The 17,979-nt window shown below is 44.3% G+C and carries 18 protein-coding genes and 1 tRNA gene; 8 read left to right on the top strand and 11 right to left on the bottom strand.

Translation table 11 applies throughout. The features are described 5' to 3' along the window. Nucleotides 1-158 precede the first annotated feature (158 nt). Complete coding sequence (locus tag FHS86_RS13530) at nt 159-1,745, top strand: PAS domain-containing sensor histidine kinase (protein WP_429414589.1); 1,587 nt, start codon at nt 159-161, stop codon at nt 1,743-1,745. Here the strand turns inward: FHS86_RS13530 and FHS86_RS13525 are convergent. Both FHS86_RS13525 and folE read right to left on the bottom strand, forming a co-directional pair. After that, nucleotides 1,731-2,987, bottom strand: a complete 1,257-nt coding sequence (locus FHS86_RS13525) for an amidohydrolase (protein ID WP_429414586.1) — start codon at nt 2,985-2,987, stop codon at nt 1,731-1,733. The two genes, FHS86_RS13530 and FHS86_RS13525, sit on opposite strands and share 15 nt — an antisense overlap. A gap of 21 nt (nt 2,988-3,008) precedes the next feature. Continuing rightward, nucleotides 3,009-3,632 (bottom strand): GTP cyclohydrolase I FolE, encoded by a 624-nt coding sequence (gene folE / locus FHS86_RS13520; RefSeq protein ID WP_429414583.1) that lies wholly within the window; start codon nt 3,630-3,632, stop codon nt 3,009-3,011. 224 nt (nt 3,633-3,856) lie between these two features. Between folE and FHS86_RS13515 the strand changes: the two genes are divergently transcribed. Continuing rightward, nucleotides 3,857-4,339: an Lrp/AsnC family transcriptional regulator gene (locus FHS86_RS13515; protein ID WP_429414580.1), complete on the top strand. Its 483-nt coding sequence runs from the start codon at nt 3,857-3,859 to the stop codon at nt 4,337-4,339. Nucleotides 4,340-4,372: 33 nt separating this feature from the next. Here FHS86_RS13515 and FHS86_RS13510 read toward each other — a convergent pair whose 3' ends face one another. After that, nucleotides 4,373-6,265 carry a methyl-accepting chemotaxis protein gene (locus FHS86_RS13510; RefSeq protein ID WP_429414578.1) on the bottom strand — a complete coding sequence of 631 codons (1,893 nt, stop codon included), beginning with the start codon at nt 6,263-6,265 and terminating at the stop codon, nt 4,373-4,375. Nucleotides 6,266-6,465: 200 nt separating this feature from the next. Between FHS86_RS13510 and asnA the strand changes: the two genes are divergently transcribed. The 3 genes from asnA (at nt 6,466) to FHS86_RS13495 (ending at nt 8,531) form a co-directional block, all read left to right on the top strand. Further along, nucleotides 6,466-7,500, top strand: coding sequence for an aspartate--ammonia ligase (gene asnA, locus FHS86_RS13505; protein WP_429414575.1), 1,035 nt, complete (start codon nt 6,466-6,468; stop codon nt 7,498-7,500). A 282-nt stretch (nt 7,501-7,782) separates the two neighbouring features. Continuing rightward, nucleotides 7,783-8,361, top strand: a complete 579-nt coding sequence (locus FHS86_RS13500; protein WP_429414573.1) for a YkgJ family cysteine cluster protein — start codon at nt 7,783-7,785, stop codon at nt 8,359-8,361. Nucleotides 8,362-8,457: 96 nt separating this feature from the next. After that, nucleotides 8,458-8,531: transfer RNA gene (locus FHS86_RS13495), tRNA-Arg, on the top strand. 236 nt (nt 8,532-8,767) lie between these two features. Here the strand turns inward: FHS86_RS13495 and FHS86_RS13490 are convergent. From FHS86_RS13490 to FHS86_RS13455, 8 genes are read right to left on the bottom strand one after another with little or no spacing between them, the layout of a single operon-like run. Continuing rightward, entirely contained in the window at nt 8,768-9,082 is a 315-nt protein-coding gene (locus FHS86_RS13490) for a cation transporter (protein ID WP_429414570.1), read from the bottom strand. Nucleotides 9,083-9,084: 2 nt separating this feature from the next. Beyond that, entirely contained in the window at nt 9,085-9,564 is a 480-nt protein-coding gene (locus FHS86_RS13485) for a DUF302 domain-containing protein (RefSeq protein ID WP_429414567.1), read from the bottom strand. A gap of 10 nt (nt 9,565-9,574) precedes the next feature. Next, a complete protein-coding gene (locus tag FHS86_RS13480) occupies nt 9,575-10,453 on the bottom strand; it encodes a protoheme IX farnesyltransferase (protein ID WP_429414564.1) in 879 nt (292 codons plus the stop codon). A 2-nt stretch (nt 10,454-10,455) separates the two neighbouring features. Further along, entirely contained in the window at nt 10,456-11,403 is a 948-nt protein-coding gene (gene coxB, locus FHS86_RS13475) for a cytochrome c oxidase subunit II (protein WP_429414561.1), read from the bottom strand. Between the two features lie 4 nt (nt 11,404-11,407). After that, nucleotides 11,408-11,695, bottom strand: coding sequence for a cytochrome C oxidase subunit IV family protein (locus FHS86_RS13470; protein WP_429414559.1), 288 nt, complete (start codon nt 11,693-11,695; stop codon nt 11,408-11,410). A 5-nt stretch (nt 11,696-11,700) separates the two neighbouring features. After that, the gene (locus tag FHS86_RS13465; protein WP_429414556.1) at nt 11,701-12,306 is read right to left on the bottom strand and encodes a cytochrome c oxidase subunit 3 family protein; all 606 of its coding nucleotides are present in this window, start codon (nt 12,304-12,306) and stop codon (nt 11,701-11,703) included. Between the two features lie 16 nt (nt 12,307-12,322). Next, a complete protein-coding gene (locus tag FHS86_RS13460; RefSeq protein WP_429414553.1) occupies nt 12,323-13,933 on the bottom strand; it encodes a cytochrome c oxidase subunit I in 1,611 nt (536 codons plus the stop codon). Between the two features lie 6 nt (nt 13,934-13,939). Further along, the gene (locus tag FHS86_RS13455) at nt 13,940-14,734 is read right to left on the bottom strand and encodes an SCO family protein (protein WP_429414550.1); all 795 of its coding nucleotides are present in this window, start codon (nt 14,732-14,734) and stop codon (nt 13,940-13,942) included. A 128-nt stretch (nt 14,735-14,862) separates the two neighbouring features. Between FHS86_RS13455 and FHS86_RS13450 the strand changes: the two genes are divergently transcribed. From FHS86_RS13450 to cydB, 3 genes are read left to right on the top strand one after another with little or no spacing between them, the layout of a single operon-like run. Then, nucleotides 14,863-15,069, top strand: a complete 207-nt coding sequence (locus tag FHS86_RS13450) for a DUF4492 domain-containing protein (RefSeq protein ID WP_429414547.1) — start codon at nt 14,863-14,865, stop codon at nt 15,067-15,069. A gap of 10 nt (nt 15,070-15,079) precedes the next feature. Next, nucleotides 15,080-16,654 carry a cytochrome ubiquinol oxidase subunit I gene (locus tag FHS86_RS13445; protein WP_429414544.1) on the top strand — a complete coding sequence of 525 codons (1,575 nt, stop codon included), beginning with the start codon at nt 15,080-15,082 and terminating at the stop codon, nt 16,652-16,654. Next, entirely contained in the window at nt 16,651-17,778 is a 1,128-nt protein-coding gene (gene cydB / locus FHS86_RS13440) for a cytochrome d ubiquinol oxidase subunit II (RefSeq protein WP_429414541.1), read from the top strand. The genes FHS86_RS13445 and cydB overlap by 4 nt, the downstream gene beginning before the upstream one ends. Nucleotides 17,779-17,979: the final 201 nt, after the last annotated feature.

The following is a 17,979-nucleotide window of genomic DNA, read 5'->3' as shown; positions in this document are numbered from 1 at the left end:
AATAACTTAAGCTGGTACATCGCTCATTGGGCATTAAAAAAATAGTATATTCAGATCCTTTTTTAATCCTGTTCGACGCATGAATTCATCTTATTCGAACATGTTATATTGAATTATTTATGCAGAATGCCAATTTCAAACATCAGTTTTTAAATGATTTGTCTGCTTTATTACTCGAAAGCAATGATGAAATGCTCATGGTGCAATACCTTGCTTTACTTAAACGGCACTTTCGTGAAGCGAACTTTCATTTTGTGAATGAGCATGAGGGTAAAGCAAGGGCTTATTGGCCAATTTCATTTGGTGATAAGGCAAACGGAGGAATTGAATATGATGGATTTTTAAGCAATGATGATTGTGAGCTGGCGGGCCATGCCAGCAAAATTGTGGCTGCCTTTCTTCAAAAACAAAATAAGCCGGCTTTGGGTAGGGAAGCAGCACTGGAAAATGAGCAGACAGAAATAAAGAAAAGCAAGGCTTCCGGGCTACTTAAAAAGAGAAAAGCGGAGCGCCGCCTGCATCATATACAGGACCGCCTGTATTTATCGCTCGAAGTGAACAAGGCATCGGTTTACGAAGTACATTACCGGACCAGAAAGGCTGTATTTACACCTCAGCTTTTTAAAAGCCTTGCCTACACAGCCGAAGCGCTACCTGATTCAATTGATGCTTTTCATGCTTTGATTCATCCTAATGATCTGAAGATGATTCATGAGAAGATGGAGGCTTATTTTAAAGAAAAAGCCGATTCGTTTTATTGTGAATACCGGATGAGAAGTAGGGAAGGAGAATGGCGCTGGGTGAATGAACATGGGCGCACGGTGAAATATAATGAAGCAAACCAGCCATTGGTCATGATTGGGATTGTGAGGGATGTACACGAACGGGTTATGGCAAGACGCTCCATTGTAGAGCAAAACAAACAGATTGCCCGACAATATGATGCTTTGAGTGCCTTGAATAAAGAGCTACACCGGCGTCTGGACGAAATCAGGCAAATCAATTCGGAGCTAAAGCAAGCCATGGAAAAAGCCATGGAAAGCGACCAGCTGAAATCGGCTTTTCTGGCCAATATGAGTCATGAAATCAGAACCCCGTTGAACTCAATTCTGGGATTCTCATACATTCTGGCTTCCGGTGAACTCGGGTTTGAAGAGCAACAGAAATATGCCCGCCTGATTGAAAATGGAGGGAGTCATCTGCTTCGGATTATCGATGATATTGTCGATATTTCAAAATTGGAATCGAAGCAGATGAAGATTAGCCGAAACCGCTTCGATGTGGTTCAGTTGCTTGGGTCGCTTGAAAGAACCATGAAAGAAGAAAGGAAGAAGAAGCAAAAAACAAGCATTGAAATTGTAAGTACCAGTAAGGGCTATGCCGAATTAATGCTGTATACCGATCAAACCAGGCTGAATCAGGTTTTTATCAACCTGCTCAACAATGCACTGAAGTTTACTGAAAGAGGACGCATTGTTTTTGGAATTGAAAAGGCTGAAGAAGAAACAGTCAGTTTCTTTGTCAGCGATACCGGATCTGGTATTGATAAGGAAAATTTTGAAGCAATTTTTGAGCGTTTTAATCAACTTGATGAACGTGCACAAAGAGAAGGAACCGGACTGGGGCTTTCGATTACCAGGGGGATTTTAAGCTTATTGGGAGGTGAAATCAGTATCAACTCTGAAAAAGGAAAAGGAAGTACTTTTCGGTTTTCCATCCCGTTTACGGTATCAGCGCCCGATTAAATTGAAGGCAGTATTTGAGGCTGCTTCCAGAATGGCTTCTTCGCCGGGAACATGTCGGTTTTCCATCAGAATTCTACCGTCACAAATCACGGTATCCACCACGTTTCCGCTGGCCGAATAAACCAGGTTGGAGATGAGGTTGAAATTGGGCGTCATTTCGGGCAACTTTAAATTGATCAGGTTGATGTCGGCCAGATAGCCTTCTTCAATTTTGCCTGTTTTGAAGCCTGTAAGTATTTCAGCCACACTGCTTGCCGCAGCAAAGGTGTCCTCGGCAGTCCAAAGGGTCGGATCCTGCCAGGTGACCTTGCCCATGAGGGCTGCCAATTTCATGGCCTCGAACATGTCGAGATTATTTCCCGAGCAGGCACCATCGGTACCGATGCTGACGGGGATGCCTGCTTTTTTAAAATCGGCAAAGCGAAAGTGATTGCCCGAGGCCAGCTTCATGTTCGATGCCGGATTGTGCACGACCTGTGCGCCGGTATCGGCCAGTATATCGATATCTTCGTTGTTAAGGTAGATGGCGTGGGCCAGGCTGACATTGCTATCCAGGAAGCCGATTGATTCGAGGTAGCGTGCCGGGCGCATTCCAAATTTTTTAATGGCATCTTCAGTTTCCCGTGTGGTTTCAGCCAGGTGGGTTTGAATTTTCAAAGCATGATCGGCAGCGAAATCCCTGATCCATTTTAACAATTTGGTGGAAACCGAGTAAATGGCATGAGGGCCCATGGCAAATTGAATGCGTTTGGAAAAATGCTCCATGTTTTGATAGTAGCTACTGACCGTTTTCATGTATTTTTTAGCCAGTTCCTCCTGATCAAAATCGAAGCCGGCAAAGGTCAGCATTCCTCTGATGCCCATTTCTTCGACTGCCCGGGCTGTTCCCGGTAAAAAGTGGTACATGTCGATCATAAGCGTGGTCCCGCTTTTGATCATTTCAAGACAGGCCAGTTTAGCTCCAATATACACATCTTCCTCGGTCAGCTTTTTTTCAAGCGGCCAGATTTTTTCTTCGAGCCAGGGCATCAGCGGCATGTCGTCGGCATAACCCCGCATGAGCGACATGGCTGCATGGGTGTGGCCGTTTACCAACCCTGGTACAGCTGCCTTGTCCTTACCGTCGATAATCCGATCGGCTTTCAGATCGAGCTGTTCGCCAATGTGCTGAATGGTGTTACCGGCAATGTAAATGTCTTTGGTCTGATTGTTCAGCTGAACCTTTTTGATGAGGATGCTCATTGAAGATGGGAATGTGTTTGTTTAGTGTAAATTGGTTCCAATAATTTTCAGAAATTCTTCACGGGTGGCTACCCGGTTAAAGGCACCTGTGAAGTCGGAGGTGGTCGTTACCGAATGTTGTTTCTGCACGCCGCGCATTTGCATGCATAGATGCTGGGCTTCGATGACTACTGCCACTCCCAGGGGGTGCAGGGTTTCGTCGATGCATTGTTTGATTTGTGTGGTAAGCCGTTCCTGCACCTGTAAACGCCTTGAGTAAGCTTCGACCACACGGGCCACCTTGCTGAGGCCGGTAATGTAGCCATTGGGGATGTAGGCCACATGTGCCTTTCCGATAAAAGGAAGCATGTGGTGTTCGCACATCGAAAACAGTTCAATGTCTTTTACCACTACCATTTGCCGGTAGTCTTCCTTGAACATGGCAGAACGCAGGATTTGTTCCGGGTTCATTTCATAGCCCTGAAGTAAAAACTGCATGGCTTTGGCAACTCTTAGCGGTGTTTTCTCGAGACCCTCGCGTGCCGGATCTTCTCCCAGTAATTCAATGATCGACTGATAATGAGCTGATAAATCATCGGTTATCTTTTCATCGTATTTTTCAATCTTCCGATAGCTGGATGATTTCTTGTTGAGTGAAAATTCCATTCGATTATTTTTTTACAAATTAACCAATTATTTGATAAACCCTGAATGTTTTAAATCCTAAACTTTGAATTGACGCAATGATGCAGTAGAAACAAGTGCCTAACTTATTGGTTCAAGCTTATTTTTTCTTTTAATCTGAAAATATTGCTGATGATTTCCGCAGCAATATTTATTATCTGTAGTTTTTTTGTACATTTAGCTTACGATTTCAAATTACAAATTAGATGATGATGAGTGTGGAAAAATTAAACCAATTGCATATCGATGAACTCGATCAGAAAATATTATCATTAATTACGCGGAATGCACGCATTCCGTTTCTTGAAGTAGCCAGGGAATGTGGCGTATCAGGGGCTGCCATTCATCAAAGGGTTCAGCGTCTGTTGAATATGGGGGTGGTTACCGGCTCGGAGTTCATTGTGAGTCCTGAGAAAATGGGCTATAACACTTGTGCATACATGGGCATTCATCTCGAAAAAGCTTCGTTTCACCAGCAGGTTGTTGAAGCGCTAAAGAAAATTCCGGAGATTGTAGAATGTCACTATACCACCGGACAGTACGCCATTTTTGTCAAAATAATGACCAAGACCAACAAGCATCTGAAACAGATTATCGATGAAGAATTTCAGAAGATTGACGGCATAGCACGTACTGAAACGTTCATGTCGCTGGAACTTGAATTTAAACGGCAGGTACCAATCAAGTGATAAAAAAAAGAGGGATCAGCCCTCTTTTTTGTTTTACGATTTAAAGGCACCAATCAACTCTTCGAGTTGCCGGGCCTGAGCCGATAACTCTTCGGCGCTGGCTGCCAGGTTTTCGGCCGATGAGGCATTGTCCTGGGTGATGTCGTTCAGTTCTCTGATTGACATGTTGATTTGCCTGACACCTTCCGCCTGTTCCTTACTCGACACCGAAATGTCCTGAACCAGGTTGGTGGTTTTTGCAATTTCAGGCAGTACCGAATTGAGCGATTGTTCGGCCTGGCCCGAATCATTGACCATCACATCGGATAATTTGGCGATTTCTTCGGCTGCTATTTTGCTTCGCTCTGCCAGTTTGCGTACTTCACTAGCCACCACACTGAAACCACGGCCGGCATCACCTGCACGGGCTGCTTCGACGGCAGCGTTGAGTGATAAGATGTTGGTTTGAAAAGCAATGTCGGAAATGAGTTTGTTTTTGCTTGTAATTTCGAGGATACTTTTGGATGCCTTATTGGATGCCACGCTGCTCTGATTCACCAGCTCTTTTGATAAAAGGGCTATTTCTTCGGTTGTTTTCGAGTTTTGAGCATTTTGTTCAATAAAGGTGACCATTTGTTCAAGTGCCGAGGAAATCTCTTCTACCTCGGCAGCCTGCTTACTGGCGCTGTAGGAGATCGACTGCGAATTGGTGTTGAGTAGTTCGCTTGCTTCGCTAATATTGGCAGAGCTTATTTTCAGCTGATTGACTATTTCTCGTAATGAGGCTGCCATGCGGCGCAGTGCATCGGCCAGCATGCCTACTTCGTCGTTGCGCTCGATGTCGAGCGAGGCGGTTAATTCTCCCTCGTTGACCCGGTTGGCAAAAAGGGTAAATTGTTTGATGTTTCGGGTTAACCGGTTTACAATGAGCCAGGTTACAAGTGAGAAAACCAGTGCTCCCAGTAAGCCCAGTATTATGGTTTGCCAGAGTATGGCCCGCGATTCAGAGAAAATGACCCTGGCTGGTGTCACGGTAGCGAGGGTCCAGGGAGTCTCGGTATCACCAATAACAATGGGAGCGAAAGAATAGTAATAATCACCTTGTTCGGAACTGTGCCTGAACGATACCGGATCGCCAGCCTGAAATTGAGCGATTAAGTTATAGGCTTCCTCAATGCCGGGATAAGCATCGATGAAGGATTGGTTAATGATGCTGGTGTCGGGATGGGTTATCACTGTACCATCGTAAGCAATCATGAAAGCATAGCTTTCAGCATACGGTTTAATGGCTTCGGTTAGCTTTTTGTAACGGTCAAGACCAATGTCGATTCCGGCCAGGCCGATGTATTTATTGCTGTTGTTCAAAATGGGAACACAAATACTGGTTACCAGCTGTTCGTCTTCCTTGTTTCCCGTTAATGAAAACAAGTAGGGTTCAATCACTGCTTCTTGTTTCGACAGCTTGATTTTATGGTAGCTGCTGCCAATATCATCGCCTTCGAGATTTTTAAAATAATCGTTTACGTGTTGTTGCTGCTTGCTTGTATATACATTGAGTACCCTGCGTCCATGGTCTTTTGTGTACCCTTTTCGAAAGGATGATAGCTCAAAGCTGGTCCAAACATTCAGATAACCTTCCGACCGACGGTCGATCATTTTCAGCTGATCGACGTATTCGGGCCAGCGCTCCGAACTGTGATAGCCTTCAACAGAGGCAATTACATTGGCCAGTGAGCGGCATACCCCGATGTCGGTATTGAATTCACCTGCAATTTGATTGGCGTTTTCACGAGCATTGGCATTGACCATTCGGGTCGCATCGTTGTACACGACCTTCTGAAAATTTAAAAAGTAAAAAACAAGAATTGAAATAAAAATAAAACCTGTAACGGAAAGCAAGGTTGCCAGGATTTTTGCTTTATAGGACCAACGAAATCGTATGTTCATAAGGTTGAGTTGTTGTGGTTTTTTGATATTTATTAGGCAATTTTACTGATAAAATGAAAGCTTTTTGCCCATAATCTTTAACTTTGTGTTGTAATTAATTTAAAAATAATGCAAGATTGCGAATGAGGAAGTTTTTTGTTCAATGTTGCACTAACTAAAATGATTCAACATTTTTTACAGCAACAATTTAGAGATATTATATGAAATTACAAATTCCTGACAATTACCAGCCACTACTCGATCCGGTTCAAACCGAGAAGGCGATTAAGCTGGTAAAAGATTATTTTCAGGCCAACTTGTCGGCCGAAATGAAGTTACGACGGGTAACTGCCCCCTTATTTGTACTGCGGGGAACAGGTATTAACGATGATTTGAACGGTACCGAAAGGGCTGTTAACTTTCCTATCAAGGAAATGGATGGTCAGGTGGCTGAGGTGGTTCATTCGCTGGCAAAATGGAAGCGCATGACCCTCGGGAAGCTGGAGGTCCCGGCAGGCTATGGATTGTATACCGACATGAATGCCATCAGAGCCGATGAAGAGCTGACCAACATACATTCACTTTATGTTGATCAATGGGACTGGGAAGTGGTTATGACAGCCGGGCAGCGCAATCTGGAGTTCTTGAAGCAGGTAGTTCGCAGGCTTTACGGGGTGCTTAAACGTACCGAATTCCAGATTTATGAGGAGTACCCTTTACTGCTGCCACAGTTGCCCGACGAAATTACTTTCATTCACACCGAAGAATTGCTTCAAATGTATCCCGATAAAACACCTTTTGAACGGGAGAATGAAGCATCAAAACGCTTTGGGGCCATTTTCATAATTGGAATTGGAGCAGAACTTTCGAATGGAATGAAACACGACGGACGGGCTCCTGATTATGATGACTGGATTACAGAAACCGGTAATGGTTTAAAAGGATTGAATGGTGATATCGTGATCTGGAATCCGATTTTAGAGCGTTCTTTCGAAATTTCTTCAATGGGAATCAGGGTCGACAAAACAGCCTTGCTAAAGCAGCTTGAAAAGGAAGATGCCATGGACCGCAAATCGCTGCTTTTCCACAGCATGCTGCTCAACGATGAACTGCCCCTGTCGTTTGGAGGAGGAATTGGTCAGTCGCGCTTGTGTATGTATTTCCTGCGCAAGGCGCACATAGGAGAAGTTCAGGCTTCCATCTGGCCCGACGAAATGGTTGATCAGTGTAAGAAGAATAGTATTTTTCTGATGTGATTTCTTGATCATCTCAATGATAAATCCGGGCCTGTAGTCCGGATTTTTTTCTTTTCCACCTTCCGAATATAGCATTTAGCCTTACTTGCCGGCCTTGTCAGGCGTTTAAAAAACGGTTCGACGGGCCATTGGGGAGGAGGAAAATGATTTGTATTGTCAATCGTCTGCTTAGTAGTTGTTTGTGTTTTAAATTAAATAGTATTTAAATGGAATCATTTATGGCTTTATCACGTATATTTGCCCGGATTTTTTGAGCATTCAAAAGATATTATAAAAGAGTTTATGCAGATAGAAAAGAACGTTCGTGCAGTGGAGCGTATTTATGCACAGATTGATAAGGCCGGTAAAAGGTTTCTGGATGCAACAAAAGTGCAATGCCCTTCAGGATGTGCACGTTGTTGCCATGGTAAAAATGTGAGTGCATCGCCTCTTGAGTTTTTACCATTTGCCTATAAGTTGTATCTCAACGGGACGCTCGACGACCGGTATTGGGATTTGAAAGGGCTTCAGCAACAACGGTGTTTTTTGGTTGAGGGCGAAACACTTGAAAGCAATGGCAGATGCAGTGAATATGCTCATCGTGGTGTTGTATGCCGTTTATTTGGAAATGGAGCATCCGTTTTAAAAACCGGGCGCAAATCGTACAGTGCTTGCACTATTTTGAAAAGCCAGATTGCCGATCAGGAACAATTTGATTTGAATTTGCAGAAGCTGGCACCGGTTTATTCCGATTACTACATGAAATTAAGGGCCATTGACAATCAATATGGCGCTATGTTGTTTCCTATCAATCTGGCCATACTAAAAGCCATGGAAATTGTTTATCATAATACCCGGAGAAAACGAAAGCGTTCGGTATAAAAATGGGACTTTCTTGAACCAAAGCTCTTTTTTTAAGCTTTGATTTTTTATATTTGCAGCCGCATTGAAAAGCAATACCAGAAAGTATTGTACAGCGGTCCTGTAGCTCAACTGGATAGAGCAGCGGCCTTCTAAGCCGCAGGTTGTGGGTTCGAGCCCCGCCGGGATCACGCCAAACATGTGGGGGTACGGGGGAAACTTCGTGCCCCTTTCTGTTAGTAGTCACTTGTCATTCAGTGTTATTTCTACTTTCACCGGTATACATAAAACAAGAGCCGTCAGGGATGCCATATATATAAAAACAGGTACACCCCAACGGCCATGCAATGAATGATTTAATTTTTTTGTATAGCGCGTGGCTGGAAATACAACAGCCAGCTTTTTTGCCGCGCAATTCAACGTATGTTTACTTTTCGCCGACTACCTTGTATCCTTTTTTCTCGATGGCTTCGGTAATTTGTTTCAGACTAAGCTGTGAGGCATCGTACTTCACCACGGTTGATGAATCGACATGGTTGGCTTCGATGCTTACAAGACCTGCCAAACCGGCAACACTGCCTTGTACTGTCATTTCACAGTGATCGCAGGTCATGCCTTCGACATGCAATATGGTCTGCAGTGTGTCGGGTGCAGCAGAAAGTACTTCTGTATTGCTTTTTGATTTGTTGTTGCAAGCCGCCAATACGAACAGTGCAAACAATACCATAGCTAATTGTTTCATGATTATTCTTTTAAAAGATCATTGATGATGCGTGCCATATCGGCATCGGCTTTGCTCATTACTTCCTCAACCAGTCCACCCATCCGCGCTGCCATGTCGGCCGAGTTCATGGTGGAGATATAGGTTTTACCGTTTTGCTTTACATATACCGAAACACGACAGGGCATCATACTGCTTACAACCCGTTCCTGATTACTGAACAGAATTTTTGAAGCGTATTCAGGATTACAAAGTGAAAAAACTTTTGCCTGTAAAACCTTGTAACCATTTTTTTCCATCGATTTTTGCAGGTCGTAGGTGTGCAGAATTTTCCATCCGCTGGTTTCAGCTACTGTGGCTTCAAGCTGGGCCACTGTTTCCTCAAATGAATATTTCGATTCCTTTTCGGTAAAATATTCACTACCCGGCGCCTTGGGTTTAATGAGCAGAACGGCAATGGCTCCGAGTAAAATGCCAATAATGATTAAAGAAATGTTTTTCATGATCTTTGGTTTATATGGTGAAATCGACTATGATAATCAGCATGACCAGTAGGTACATCATGTTGAGCATCAGAAAGTTTTTTCCAAATTGCAACTCTGTTTTTCGGATGAGATCTTTTCCAATAATAAAAATGAAATAAAGACAATAAGCCATGATGATGAAACTGGCAGCACGTGAAAAGGGTACGGCCAGCGATACCAGCAGGGCTGAAGCGATTCCGGCAGTCATCCAGGTGGTAATCATCCGGTTGATTTGCTGTTCATTCATTTTTTCGTTGATTACCGGATAGCCGGCTTTTTGGTAGTCGACGTGGTATTTCTTCATTAATAACCAAAAGTGAGGTATCTGTCCGATAAAAAAGAAGACGGCCAGGACCACCACCTGCCGATCGAAGGGAAAGCCTCCGGCAGCCATGTACCCTATAAATGGAGGAATGGCACCAACCATAGAACCGGGAATAATGGCATACGAAGTTTTCCGTTTCAGCGGGGTATAAATTCCGTTGTACCAAAAAGCAGCCAGCAGGCTGGCCAGCCACACCTCAACCGGGAAGAGGAAAAGCAACAGGACCGATCCTGTCAGGGTAAGCAGCAGGGTAGCCAGCAGCGCCTCGTTGAGACTCAGCGTACCCGAAGGCAATGGTCTGTTGGCCGTGCGCGGCATCAGCCGGTCGTATTTGCGTTCCTGAATATGATTGATGGCCGACGAGGCAGCAATGATCAAAAGCAGACCCAGTGAGAAGGCAAACAATTCCCATTCGATGTGTGTACTATAAAGTACATAACCGGCAAAGGCCGAAAGCATAACAGCAATCGAAACCTTAAATTTGGTCAGAATGAGCAGGGCTTTCCACTTCTGCCTGAATGTTATGTTATGATCGTTTTTCAAAATCAGTTGCTTAAGGTTTTCAGGTATTCTATCATCAGGTCAATGTCGTCGTTCGAAAGCTGGTCTTTGTATGGAAGCATTAAGCCCCGGTTAAAGCCGTCAACAATTTCGGCATTGGGATAATAAATTGAACGGTGGATGTATTCCTCATCGGCAGTCACTTCTTTCTCGCCACTGGGAGTGAGTACGGTTCGGGTTGATCCAAAAAGACCTTTGTAACTGGGGCCGACCAGTTTACTGCCGTCGACCGAGTGACAGGCAAAACAACCGGTTTGCTGCATCAGGTCGTAGCCGGCCTGGGCCGGATCGGCGCCTGAAGCCGAAGCTGCCACCTGGGTGGTATCGACGTACCAGCTTTGAAAGGCGCTGTCGCTTAGTACTTTTACGGTCGATAGCATGTAGGAGTGATTCAGACCGCAGTATTCGGCACAGAACAAATCGTATTCACCAATCTGTTGAGCCGTAAACCACATCATTTTTTCCCGCCCGGGAACCATGTCTTCTTTTACCCTGAAAGCAGGGATGTAAAGACTGTGGATTACGTCGAGTGCAACCAGGTCGAGTTTGATGGGCTGATTTATGGGGATGATCAGGTCTTTCTCCCGTTTACCATTGGGATAGATGAAATTGAAATTCCACATCCGGGCTTCGGCAGTAATCACGAAGGCATCTTTGGGAGCCGTACGCATGGGATTCCAGCCGGCCCAGCCATAGTAAAACATGAGCAAAACAAGAATAAGCGGAATTACGGTCCAGATAATCTCCAATTTGGTACTGCCTTTAATCTGGGTTGCCTTTGGATTTTTCTTCTTATTGTAACGAAACAGAAAGTAAATCATGGTTGCCGTAATGGCAATCAGGAAAAAGAATGAAATTGCAAAGGTGATAACGAAGGCGGTATCTACCCCTTTTACAAAGTTGGATGCTGCTAGGTCAGGATTTTCGTACATAACATTATAGAGTAACATAATCAACAAAAGTGATGAACAATACCGCAAAGTACAATACAAACACAAACATCACCATGCGGCGATACAGGGGTTTGTCGAATTTCAGGTGCATGAAATAACTCAGTACCAGAAACGACTTTACAAAGGCAAATACCAGGGCCGCCGCCACGGTATACTCTCTCAGTTCGATGCCTGTAATGGCAACCGAAAGCAGGGTCAGTATTATTAAGCCTGCCAGTATCAGTAAATAGCTTCGATACGATACAATATGATGGGTTTCGTTGTTGCTCATAAAAATCAGGTTATCAGGTAAAACAAGGGAAAAAGGAAAATCCATATAATGTCAACCAGGTGCCAGTACAGCCCTGAATTTTCCAAAAGAACATTGTTGTCGCGGCTTATTTTTCCATTTTGAAGCCGGGCCAGTACTACAAACATCAACACAAGGCCGATTACAATGTGAAGGGCATGCAGGCCTGTCATGGCAAAGTAAAGTCCAAAAAACAGGATTTCACCCTGACTAAGCTCCATCAGGTAGCTCGATCCGGGGTAGAGTTGGTGTTCGAATTTGGCACCCCATTCAAAGTACTTATTAATAAGGAAAATAAAAGCGAAAATAATGGTCAGGGTCAGCAATAGTTTGCTTTGTCTGGTTTTGCCCATCTGAATGGCCGAAAAAGCCATGGCAATGGTAGCACTACTGATGAGCAGCACGATGGTGTTAACCAGTCCAACTGTTCTGTCGAGTTCTTCGGCTGCAAGGTGAAAGGCATCGGGGTTGTTCAGCCGGAATACCGAATAGGCAATAAACAGGCCGCCAAAAAGCAGCAATTCGGTAAAAATGAAAAGCCACATGCCAATTTTCGACGCCTCGTCGTCGCGATGTAAATGTAAATCGGTCATCTTGTTTCGTTAAGTTTTAGTATTCGTAAGGTCCGTCATTTTCTCCAAGTTCCGGAATTTTGTCAAAGTTTAACACCGGAGGGGGCGATGGAACAGTCCATTCGAGGGTTTTACCGTTCCAAGGGTTCATTGCTCCCTTTTCGCCATGGCGGGCCGAGCGAATCAGGTTGATGATGATAATGATAATACCCATGGCCATTACCCACGATCCCATGGTTGAAAGGATGTTGGCTGCATGAAATTCGGGTAAATAGTCGAAATAGCGGCGGGGCATCCCCATCATTCCTAAATAAAACATCGGGGCATAAAGCGCGTTGAAGCCGATGAACATGATCATCAGGCCCGTGTTGGCCCATTTGGCATCGTACATGCGTCCGTATATTTTGGGGAACCAATAATGTATGGCACCCAGAAAAGCAAAGCCGGTTCCTCCAAACACAATGTAGTGGAAGTGGCCTACCACAAAGGCTGTATCATGCAGGTAAACATCGGTTGCCAGCGATCCAAGCACAATGCCCGATAAGCCACCCACCATGAAAACAAAGATAAAGGCTACAGCCCAGTAAAACGGTGTTTTCAGGTTAATCGATGCTTTGTGCATGGTTGATACCCAGTTGAAAACCTTGATGGCGCTTGGGATGGCTACCAAAAAAGTCAAAAGGGAGAAAGCATAGAGCGATTTTCCACTCATGCCCGAGGTGAACATGTGATGTCCCCAAACAAAATAACCCACAAAGGCAATGGCCATGGTGGATACGATCACGGCTTTGTAGCCAAAAATGTGTTTTTGTGAAAAAGTCGGGATGATTTCGCTGATGACACCCATGGCCGGCAGTATCATAATGTAAACAGCCGGGTGGGAATAGATCCAGAAAAGGTGCTGATAGAGTACCGGATCGCCTCCCAGTGCAGGATCGAAAAATCCAATGCTGAGGGTGCGCTCAAGAATCACCATGAGCAGGGTGATGCCTACTACCGGAGTGGCCAATAGCTGAATCCATGCTGTACCATACAAGGTCCAGGGGAAAAGCGGCATTTTGAACCAGGTCATTCCGGGACAGCGCATGCGGTGAATGGTAACAATGAAATTAAGCCCGGTGAGAATGGATGAGAAACCAAGTACAAATGCTCCGAGTACAGCCGGCAACATGTTGGTGCCCGTTTTAAAGCTGTAGGGAGCATAAAATGTCCATCCGGTATCGGGCGCACCACTACCCAAAAACTGCGAAGAAATGGCAATGGCTGCACCAATAATGTAAACCCACCAGCTCAAAAGGTTAAGCCTGGGGAAGGCAACATCCTTCGCACCAATCATGATGGGCAGGAAGAAATTACCGAACACTGCGGGCAGGCCGGGTATCACAATCAAAAAGATCATGATGATACCATGAAGGGTAAAGGTACTGTTGTAGGCCTGAGCTCCCATGATGGTTTTTCCGGGAGCCAGCAATTCAAACTTCATGGCCAGTCCTAAACTAAGACCAACCAGAAAAAAGGCCATAATTGAATAGAGGTAGAGCAGACCGATTCGTTTATGATCGGTAGAAAAAATCCAGCTCAAAAGGCCTTTCTTTCCGGGAATGTGCAGGTAATCGGGTTCTGCGGTTAGGTTAACGCTTGCTGACATTATTTATTAAGTGTTTAATGGTTGCTTCTTTTTTTTCGATTTTACGATCAGAATGATCAGAAAAATAACTGCAAGAAAGATCATCATCACGCCAAATACCCTGGTAATGTTTAGCATGTAGGTTTGCCCTACCGGGTCGTACGAATAACAAAACTGCAGTACCTTATTGATACTGGGTCCAATCTGGCCCCTGGCTGCTTCAATGAGTGCCATTTTCCATTCGAAGGGTAAGAAATAAATGCCGTTGAGGTATCTCACAATTTTTCCATCGGGAGCGAGTATGACAACCGATGCAGCATGCAGAAAGTCGTTGCCTGTTTTTTTGTATTTAAAACCGGTGGCATTGGTTCCTTTTGCAATGCTGGCACTGTCGGAAGTGAAAAAAAGCCAGCCTTTTTCGGCCTGATCTTTTTTGTTCATCAGGGAAAAATAACTTGCCTTTTTACGCGTACCCAGGTCGATGGTTTCCGAAGGATCGAAACTGATGGTTAAAATCTGATAGTCTTCACCCAATACCAAATCCGACTTGTCGGCTACCTCAGCAATCCCGCCCATCAGCGGGCTGCATATTCCCGGACAACGGTAGTACACAAAATTAATGATGGTAGGTTTATCGACCAGAGAAAGCAAATCGACCGTGTCGAGATTTTCGGTAATGAGTTGTACCCCTTCGGGAAAATAATCCCCCAAATGTTCTACCACACCAATTTCAGGATCATTGTCGTTGTCGCTAAAATTTTGTCCGAAAGCCAGGATTAATGTGATAAAAAGAATAGAGGTGGTTAGCATTAATTTGCGCATGATCTATTCAATTAAATTAGTCTTCTGTTTTATGGTTTCTATAGGTTTGTTATCTTTAACCAAAAGTGAAATAGAATGTTCATAAAATCTTTCTTTTATGTGCAGTTTTATTTTCTAAAGAATAATCAATGAAGGTGTTAAAGAATATATTTAATTTTTATGCCGATGGTTTCAGACAGATGACCTGGGGAAAATCACTTTGGTTGCTGATTCTTTTGAAACTTTTTTTGATCTTTTTTCTGATGAAGTTGTTCTTTTTTTCAGATAATTTTGAACATAAGTACAAAACTGATGAGGAACGGGGAATGCATGTTCTGGAAAATTTGACAAAATAAAACCAATACTATGTTTGAATCAATTGACCTGTCTCTGGTAAACTGGTCGAGGGCCCAGTTTGCTTTAACGGCAATGTATCACTGGTTATTTGTGCCGCTAACGCTTGGCACCACCTTTATCATTGCCTTCATGGAGACCATTTATGTAAAAACCGGTCGTCCCGAGTGGAAGCGGATGACCCGTTTTTGGATGACGCTCTTCGGTATCAACTTTGCCATTGGTGTTTCAACGGGCATTATTCTCGAATTTGAATTTGGAACCAACTGGTCGAATTATTCGTGGTTTGTGGGCGATATTTTTGGCGCTCCGCTGGCCATCGAGGGGATCATGGCTTTCTTCCTCGAATCGACCTTCATTGCGGTCATGTTTTTTGGATGGAATAAGGTGAGCAAGCGTTTCCATCTGATTTCGACCTGGCTGGTGGCCATTGGTGCCAACCTTTCGGCGCTGTGGATTCTGGTGGCCAATGCCTGGATGCAAAGTCCTGTGGGAACTCATTTTAATCCCGACACAGCACGTAACGAAATGACCAGCTTCTGGGAAGTATTGTTTTCACCGGTAGCCATCAACAAGTTTTTACACACCATCACTTCGGGTTTTGTGTTGTCGGCTGTTTTTGTAATTGGTGTTTCGGCCTGGTTTTTAATGCGCAAGCGACATGTGATTGAAGCCCGAAAAAGCATCATGGTGGCAGCCATATTCGGCATTGTATCGTCGTTGGCACTGATTATGACCGGTGATGGTTCGGCACGGCAGGTGGCGCTGGTGCAACCCATGAAATTTGCAGCCATCGAAGGACTTTACAATGGTCAGAATGGTGCACCGCTGGTTGCCATTGGTCTGATGTCATCTTCCGACAGCGACCCTGAAAATGAAAACCTGATGGATTTTTCTTTCAAAATTGAAATCCCCAACTTTTTGTCCTACATGGCCTTTCTCGACTGGAATGCCTTTGTTCCTGGAATCAACGACCTGATTAAAGGGAACGAAGAACAGGGAATCATGTCGGCTCACGAAAAGATGGAAAGGGGGCGGTACGCCGTTGAAAAGCTGACTGCTTTTAAGGAAGCTAAGAAAAGCGGGAACCTTGCCGAAAGTAACGAGCTTCGCGAAATGCTGGTAAGTGAACGCTTTCAGGAAAACTATTTTAAATACCTGGGCTATGGTTACATCGATGATCCCGATTTCCTGATTCCTCATGTCCCACTGGCTTTCTATAGTTTTCACATTATGGTGATTCTCGGGTTTTGGTTCCTTGGGCTCTTTGTGCTTTCACTATGGTGGCTGCTGAGGGGCACGCTGGAGAAACGCCGCTGGTTCCTGAAACTGGCGCTGCTGACCATACCGCTGGCGTATCTGGCAAGTCAGCTGGGGTGGATGGTTGCTGAATTCGGGCGTCAGCCCTGGGTAATTCAGGACTTAATGCCCACCACTACTGCCGTTTCAAACATCTCAACCAGCTCGGTACAAATTACCTTCTGGTTGTTTGCCGCTATTTTTACCAGTCTGCTGATCGCTGAAATTGGCATCATGGTGAAACAAATAAAAATTGGACCTAAAGACGAGAAAGGAGGTCATCAATGATTGGTGCAATAAGCTATACTTTTTTGCAGGAATACTGGTGGTTAGTTATTTCATTACTGGGTGCCCTGCTGGTTTTTTTAATGTTTGTGCAGGGAGGACAAACCTTGTTGTATACGCTGGGAAAAACCGAGAATGAACGAAGCATCATTGTGAATACACTCGGAAGCAAATGGGAACTGACTTTTACCACCCTGGTCACTTTTGGAGGAGCATTTTTTGCCTCCTTCCCACTTTTTTATGCGACCAGCTTTGGCGGTGCCTACTGGGTATGGATGGCCATTTTGTTTTCCTTTATCATACAGGCCGTTTCGTACGAGTTTAGAAAAAAGCCGGCTAACTTTCTGGGAGCCAAAACTTACGAAGTGTTTTTGTTTGTCAACGGATTGCTTGGAACCATACTGATTGGGACTGCTGTCGGAACTTTTTTCAATGGAGCTCAATTCTCGCTCAACGATTACAACCAGGTAAGCTGGCAAACAAGTACCCGCGGATTGGAAGCAGTGCTTAATTTTCACAATGTGGCACTGGGACTGACTGTCTTCTTCCTTGCAAGAGTACTGGCTTTACAATATTTTTTCAACAGTATCGACCACGAGGTGATGGAGAAAAGGATGAAAAGGCAGCTATGGATCAATCTGCTTCCTTTTTTGGTTTTCTTTTTGACTTTCGTCGTAGTGCTTCTGCTGAAGAAGGGCTTTGCCTACCATCCTGAAACGATGCTTGTAAGCATGGAAAAGTTCAAATACCTGCACAACCTCTTACAAATGCCGCTGGTTTTGATTGGATTTCTGGTGGGAGTGGTGTTGGTTTTGTTCGGGATTTATACCGACCTCTTCCGTAAGGCAGGAAAGGGAATCTGGTGGAGTGGTGCAGGCACTGTTCTTACTGTTCTGGCGCTCTTCCTTATTGCGGGTTACAATAACACCTGTTATTATCCTTCGGCTTACGATCTTCAGTCGTCAATTAATATCCGTAACAGTTCATCGAGTGAATTTACTCTCCGGGTGATGTCATTGGTTTCGCTGATGGTCCCCTTTGTGATCGCTTACATCTGGTATGTGTGGAAGTCGTTGAATAATAAGAAAATGAACGAGAAAGACCTCGATACCGAGGCGCATTATTAATTCTAAAAGCAGCGAAAAATGATACTATCAGGAATAATGTGGCTCTTATTATGGCCACTGGTAATTGCAGCCAGTTATTTTTTAATCAGATGGGCTTTAAAATACCATGAAGAAAAACTGGAAGATACTGATGATTAATTAAATGATACAAGCAATGGGGCCTGGCATTTACAGGGCCGAAATCTGCCTGTTTACAAAAAA

This window comes from Roseimarinus sediminis (genome assembly GCF_050433125.1).
Classification (GTDB): domain Bacteria; phylum Bacteroidota; class Bacteroidia; order Bacteroidales; family Prolixibacteraceae; genus Roseimarinus; species Roseimarinus sediminis.
This window is presented reverse-complemented; position numbering and strand designations above follow the sequence as displayed.

Bases quoted from the DNA above. Each gene is read 5' to 3' on its own strand.
- FHS86_RS13525 (WP_429414586.1), bottom strand. From the start codon at position 2,987: ATGAGCATCCTCATCAAAAAGGTTCAGCTGAACAATCAGACCAAAGAC.
- folE (WP_429414583.1), bottom strand. From the start codon at position 3,632: ATGGAATTTTCACTCAACAAGAAATCATCCAGCTATCGGAAGATTGAA.
- FHS86_RS13515 (WP_429414580.1), top strand. From the start codon at position 3,857: ATGATGATGAGTGTGGAAAAATTAAACCAATTGCATATCGATGAACTC.
- FHS86_RS13510 (WP_429414578.1), bottom strand. From the start codon at position 6,265: ATGAACATACGATTTCGTTGGTCCTATAAAGCAAAAATCCTGGCAACC.
- asnA (WP_429414575.1), top strand. From the start codon at position 6,466: ATGAAATTACAAATTCCTGACAATTACCAGCCACTACTCGATCCGGTT.
- FHS86_RS13500 (WP_429414573.1), top strand. From the start codon at position 7,783: ATGCAGATAGAAAAGAACGTTCGTGCAGTGGAGCGTATTTATGCACAG.
- FHS86_RS13490 (WP_429414570.1), bottom strand. From the start codon at position 9,082: ATGAAACAATTAGCTATGGTATTGTTTGCACTGTTCGTATTGGCGGCT.
- FHS86_RS13485 (WP_429414567.1), bottom strand. From the start codon at position 9,564: ATGAAAAACATTTCTTTAATCATTATTGGCATTTTACTCGGAGCCATT.
- coxB (WP_429414561.1), bottom strand. From the start codon at position 11,403: ATGTACGAAAATCCTGACCTAGCAGCATCCAACTTTGTAAAAGGGGTA.
- FHS86_RS13470 (WP_429414559.1), bottom strand. From the start codon at position 11,695: ATGAGCAACAACGAAACCCATCATATTGTATCGTATCGAAGCTATTTA.
- FHS86_RS13465 (WP_429414556.1), bottom strand. From the start codon at position 12,306: ATGACCGATTTACATTTACATCGCGACGACGAGGCGTCGAAAATTGGC.
- FHS86_RS13460 (WP_429414553.1), bottom strand. From the start codon at position 13,933: ATGTCAGCAAGCGTTAACCTAACCGCAGAACCCGATTACCTGCACATT.
- FHS86_RS13455 (WP_429414550.1), bottom strand. From the start codon at position 14,734: ATGCGCAAATTAATGCTAACCACCTCTATTCTTTTTATCACATTAATC.
- FHS86_RS13450 (WP_429414547.1), top strand. From the start codon at position 14,863: ATGAAGGTGTTAAAGAATATATTTAATTTTTATGCCGATGGTTTCAGA.
- FHS86_RS13445 (WP_429414544.1), top strand. From the start codon at position 15,080: ATGTTTGAATCAATTGACCTGTCTCTGGTAAACTGGTCGAGGGCCCAG.
- cydB (WP_429414541.1), top strand. From the start codon at position 16,651: ATGATTGGTGCAATAAGCTATACTTTTTTGCAGGAATACTGGTGGTTA.